Origin of the sequence: Cryobacterium sp. 10I1, from assembly GCF_035019805.1 — a bacterium.
In the GTDB taxonomy this organism is placed as follows: domain Bacteria; phylum Actinomycetota; class Actinomycetes; order Actinomycetales; family Microbacteriaceae; genus Cryobacterium; species Cryobacterium glucosi.
The window spans coordinates 1-3,330 of the sequence record NZ_JASJVF010000306.1 but is presented as its reverse complement, the minus strand read 5'-3'; the positions used below and the strand labels follow the sequence as shown (position 1 = coordinate 3,330).

Annotated in this window: 3 protein-coding genes; 1 reads left to right on the top strand and 2 read right to left on the bottom strand. The window is 66.9% G+C overall.

Annotated features, from left to right (window positions below):
* Positions 1-307: 307 nt before the first annotated feature.
* Together pth and QN345_RS17005 are read right to left on the bottom strand one after the other, a co-directional pair.
* Positions 308-889, bottom strand: coding sequence for an aminoacyl-tRNA hydrolase (gene pth / locus QN345_RS17010; RefSeq protein WP_134448262.1), 582 nt, complete (start codon positions 887-889; stop codon positions 308-310).
* Between the two features lie 49 nt (positions 890-938).
* Positions 939-1,568 (bottom strand): 50S ribosomal protein L25/general stress protein Ctc, encoded by a 630-nt coding sequence (locus tag QN345_RS17005; protein WP_134448261.1) that lies wholly within the window; start codon positions 1,566-1,568, stop codon positions 939-941.
* A 360-nt stretch (positions 1,569-1,928) separates the two neighbouring features.
* Between QN345_RS17005 and gndA the strand changes: the two genes are divergently transcribed.
* Positions 1,929-3,330: NADP-dependent phosphogluconate dehydrogenase (gene gndA, locus QN345_RS17000; RefSeq protein WP_241975212.1), on the top strand; the 1,402-nt coding region annotated here is incomplete at its 3' end.

Genomic DNA, 3,330 nt, shown 5'->3' with positions numbered 1-3,330 from the left:
CAGCAGGGCCGGGGCCTTGCCGAGCCGGGCGCGCTGTTCGAGGAGCGCGGCGAGCACGGGAGCCCTGAGGCCTTCGGTGAGCGAGAAGTCGGCGTCGCGGCCCGCGCACGCGAGGGCTCGGTCGAACGTGGAGGCGCGCGAAAGTGTGGCAATTACGCCGTGGAGGGTCACCCGGCAATTCTACGCAGCACCGCCGACAGTCGCCTTTCCGGTCGACAGTCGCCGCCACACCGGTGACTCTCGACCGGAACGGCGATTCTCGCGGTCGGGACGGTCACTGTCGCGGACGGTCACTGTCGCGGGCGGGTCAGGGCGCGTGGAACTTCTGCTGGGCGACGGTGACGCCCTCCGCCGCGATCAGCTGGATCGCATCCGCTGCGTCTTCGAGCAGGTTCGGCAGGGTCTCGCGCTCGACCTTGGAGAAGTCGTGCAACACGAAGTCGGCCGGCGCCTGGCGACCGGGCGGGCGGCCCAGGCCGAGGCGGATACGCACGAAGTCCTTCGTGCCGATGGCCGCGATGATGTCGCGGAGCCCGTTGTGGCCCCCGTGACCGCCGCCGACCTTGATCTTGAGCGTGTCGAATGGCAGGTCGAGCTCGTCGTGCACGACGATCAGGCGATCCGGTTCGAGCGAGTAGAACCGCAGCAGGGCGGCCACCGGTCCGCCGGACACGTTCATATAGGTGTTCGGCGTCGCGAGCACGAGCCCGGGGCCCCCGGGGAAACTGCGCCCGGAAGCAACCGTCGAGTTGGTCTTGTGGGTCTTGAAATTCGCCGACAGTCGGTCGGCGAGCACGGCGGTCACCATGTGGCCGACGTTGTGGCGGTTTCCGGCGTAGTCGGGCCCGGGGTTACCGAGCCCGACTACGAGCCAGAGATTCTCGTCCAGGGAAATCCTCCTTGTTCGACGAGATCAGGCAGAAAGCGTGAAGCGAATGCTACTCGGCGGGGGCTTCCTCGACAACGGCCTCGGCGTCGGCGTCGGCAACGGCCTCTTCCTCTTCCTCGGCCTCGGGCAGGTGCACGCTGATGACGACGGCGTCTGCATCGGAGATGAGCACGGCACCGTCGGGAAGGACGATCTCGCCGGCCTTGATCTGGGCACCCTCGTCGAGGCCATCGACGTTGACAACGATGTTCTGCGGGATGTTGGTCGCTTCGACCTCGAGCAGCAGGCTCTTGATGTCCAGGTCGATGACGTTTCCGGCGATGATCTCACCGGTCAGGTGCACGGCGACGTCAACCTGGACCTTTTCACCCTTGCGGATGACGATGAGGTCGAGGTGTTCGATGATCTGACGGACCGGGTCCTTCTGGACGTCCTTGACGAGGGTCAGGTGGGTCTCGCCGTTGACCTCGAGCTCGAGCACCGCGTTGGCGCGACGCAGGATCAGGCCGATCTGGTGGGACGGAAGTGCAACGTGCACCGGGTCGGTGCCGTGGCCGTAGATGACGGCCGGAATCTTGCCGAGCACGCGCAGCTTGCGGGCCGCACCCTTGCCGAACTTGGTGCGCAGGTCGGCATCGATCTTGTTGTCGATGACCTTTTTGTCCTTGGCCTCAGCCATGATGTGTCTCCTTGTCAGGCCTCTACGGCCCAGATCAGTTGCGCAGCCGATGGCCGCGCGTATGGGTGCTGGTTCAACTCGAACGCGTGTCGCGTGAGGAAAGGCCGTGAAGCATTTCGCCGCGTCGATAACGGATGCCGAGCGTGCGTGACACGCCTGGCAGCCCTCGCCGAAGTTCAACTGCTAAGCCTAGCGGAGTGTGCGGGAACCTTGCACCAGCATCCGCCCGCCCCCGTCGGGCAGGTGCCCAGCCCGACCGACTAACCTTGAACATGGTTCTAGACCAACCATTTTGAAGGAGCGAACGTGACCGAAACCGGTACAGCACAGGCAAATATTGGCGTCGTCGGACTGGCGGTGATGGGCTCGAATCTCGCCCGCAACCTCGCCAGCCGGGAGGGGAACACCGTCGCGGTCTACAACCGCTCGTACGTGCGCACCCAGACCCTCATGACGGAACACCCCGAGGCCGGCTTCGTCGCCTCGGAGACCATCGAGGACTTCGTCGCGTCGCTGAGCCGCCCGCGCACCGCCATCATCATGGTCCAGGCCGGAAAGGGCACGGACGCGGTCATCAGCCAGCTCGCCGAGCTGTTCGAGCCCGGCGACATCATCGTCGACGGCGGCAACGCGGACTTCCACGACACCATCCGCCGCGAAAAGGCGATCAGCGCGACCGGCATCAACTTCGTCGGCGCCGGCATCTCCGGCGGCGAAGAGGGCGCGCTCAAGGGCCCGAGCATCATGCCCGGCGGCTCCGCGCTCGCCTACGAGACCCTCGGCCCGATCCTCGAGTCGATCGCCGCCGTCGTCGACGGCGTGCCGTGCGTCACCCACATCGGCACCGACGGCGCAGGCCACTTCGTCAAGATGGTGCACAACGGCATCGAATACGCCGACATGCAGCTCATCGCCGAGGCGTACGACCTGCTCCGTCATGTGACCGGCCACTCCCCCGCCGCCATCGCCGACGTGTTCACCGAGTGGAACAAGGGCGACCTCGAGAGCTACCTGATCGAGATCACCGCCGAGGTGCTCCGCCAGGTCGACGCCGAGACCGGACTGCCGTTCATCGACATCGTCCTCGACGAGGCCGGCTCCAAGGGAACCGGCGTCTGGACCGTGCAGAACGCGCTCGACCTCGGCGTGCCCGTCGCCGGAATCGCGGAGGCCGTGTTCGCCCGCGCCGTGTCGAGCCACCCCGAGCAGCGCGGACCGGTGCGCGCCTCGATCAGCGCCCGCCCCGAGATCGCCGTCGTCGGCCACACCTTCGTCGACGACGTGCGCCAGGCGCTCTACGCGTCGAAGGTCGTCGCGTACGCGCAGGGCTTCGACGAGATCATCGCCGGTGCCGCCAAGTACAACTGGAGCATCGACAAGGGCGCCGTCGCCACGATCTGGCGCGGCGGCTGCATCATCCGCGCCCAGTTCCTGAACCGCATCGTGGATGCCTACGCGAACGACCCGTCGATCCCGACGCTGCTCGTCGACCCGTTCTTCGCCGCGGCCGTCGCCGCCGGCGAGTCGGCCTGGCGTCGCGTCGTCTCGACCGCTGCGCTTTCGGGCATCCCGGTTCCCGGCTTCGCCTCGGCCCTGAGCTACTTCGACTCGCTCGCCGCGGAACGTCTGCCCGCCGCCCTCGTGCAGGGCCAGCGCGACTTCTTCGGAGCGCACACATACAAGCGCGTCGACAAGCCCGGCGTGTTCCACACCCTGTGGTCGGGCGACCGCACCGAAATCGCCACGGAGGCCTCCACTCACT

Coding starts and splice junctions, on each gene's coding strand:
- QN345_RS17005 (WP_134448261.1), bottom strand. CDS start 1,568: ATGGCTGAGGCCAAGGACAAAAAGGTCATCGACAACAAGATCGATGCC.